The organism is Streptococcus sp. HPH0090 (assembly GCF_000411475.1).
GTDB lineage: Bacteria > Bacillota > Bacilli > Lactobacillales > Streptococcaceae > Streptococcus.
Window position 1 is genome coordinate 55,766 of record NZ_KE150465.1, and the last position, 1,229, is coordinate 56,994.

Annotated in this window: 3 protein-coding genes; all 3 read right to left on the reverse strand. The window is 36.7% G+C overall.

What is annotated here, in order from left to right; all coding sequences use genetic code 11:
• A partial coding sequence (locus HMPREF1481_RS10860; RefSeq protein WP_016466180.1) for a hypothetical protein occupies positions 1-287 on the reverse strand: 287 nt, incomplete at its 3' end.
• Between the two features lie 19 nt (positions 288-306).
• Positions 307-657, reverse strand: a complete 351-nt coding sequence (locus tag HMPREF1481_RS08035; RefSeq protein ID WP_016466181.1) for a hypothetical protein — start codon at positions 655-657, stop codon at positions 307-309.
• On the reverse strand, positions 644-835 hold the full coding sequence (locus HMPREF1481_RS08040) for a hypothetical protein (RefSeq protein ID WP_016466182.1): 192 nt from the start codon (positions 833-835) through the stop codon (positions 644-646). The genes HMPREF1481_RS08035 and HMPREF1481_RS08040 overlap by 14 nt, the downstream gene beginning before the upstream one ends.
• Positions 836-1,229: the final 394 nt, after the last annotated feature.

Consider the following 1,229-nt stretch of genomic DNA (forward strand, 5'->3'; position numbering starts at 1 on the left):
TCTTTTAAGTAGTTATCCCAATCCTTTGTTCCCATATAGCTACGCATTTTGCTTTCAAGCGACGCTCCAAATTCATCATTCAAAACAATAGAGAATCCGCATAAATCATTATCGTAATTAAATTGAACCCAATAGTAATCATAGGCTCTAAATATGAGACGTAATATATAATGATTTGGGACATCAACCAACTCACAAATGGTTACATCAGAGGCCCTATCTCCAAAGGAACGCTGAATCCGTTCAATCACTTCTTGTTTTATAGCTTCCATACTTTCTTGAGCCATATCAACACCTCTTTCTCTTTTATCGCCAACCTTTAGCTTTTAAATATTTCTCTGGGATATGAGACTCGATTTTTGTCATGATTTCTTTTAAATAACTATCCCAATCGCTTATTTCGCTGTAACGACTGTTCGGCTTAGAAAGCAATAACCCTTCCTCGCCGTTTAAAAACAGATAAATCTCAAAGAAATCATTCTCGTACTGAAATTTTACCCCTGCAAAATTATAGACGCGGAACTTCAGTTTGAAAGTATGATGATTTGGTTCATCAATAACATCATAAATTCCAGAACCATACATTCTATCACCAAATACATTTCTAATTATTCTACTTGTTTGTACCGCCATAGTCCCTGTTTCATTTAATTGCATACCAAAATTCTCCTATCTTAAATGGCCCTGTGTATCCATGTTGTTCCTGCAAATAATCCCATTCCCATCTTATAGCTGAGTCTTCATACTGAGGAAGTTCCGGGTCATGAGAAAATCGAATGGTCTTGCCTTGCGCAACCGCATCATCCAATGCTGGTTTATTAAATGCTTCAAACATTTGTTCTCCACGGCTGTCTAAATGATAGGCTTCCGTCAATTTATTCCAATCATCCCCTAAGCTGAAGTAAGTGGTATCTCCAGCCTTGCTGATGTATAAAGATGACCATCAATCTGGTAGTAACCATCCTTGTACAGTAAGAGTTTACCAATGGTTTATTGGTAAACTCTTGTTTCATTTATTCTATCATAGAAAGGCGAACTTGCCTGTTGTAAAAGCATAGTTTAAACAGATTTTACAACCAACCCTTAGCTTCTAAGAACTCATCCGGGATGCGTAATTCAATCTCTGACATGATTTCTTTTAAGTAGTTATCCCAATCCTTTGTTCCCATATAGCTACGCATTTTGCTTTCAAGCGACGCTCCAAATTCATCATTCAAAACAATAGAGAA

Coding starts and splice junctions, on each gene's coding strand:
- HMPREF1481_RS08040 (WP_016466182.1), bottom strand. CDS start 835: ATGTTTGAAGCATTTAATAAACCAGCATTGGATGATGCGGTTGCGCAA.
- HMPREF1481_RS08035 (WP_016466181.1), bottom strand. CDS start 657: ATGCAATTAAATGAAACAGGGACTATGGCGGTACAAACAAGTAGAATA.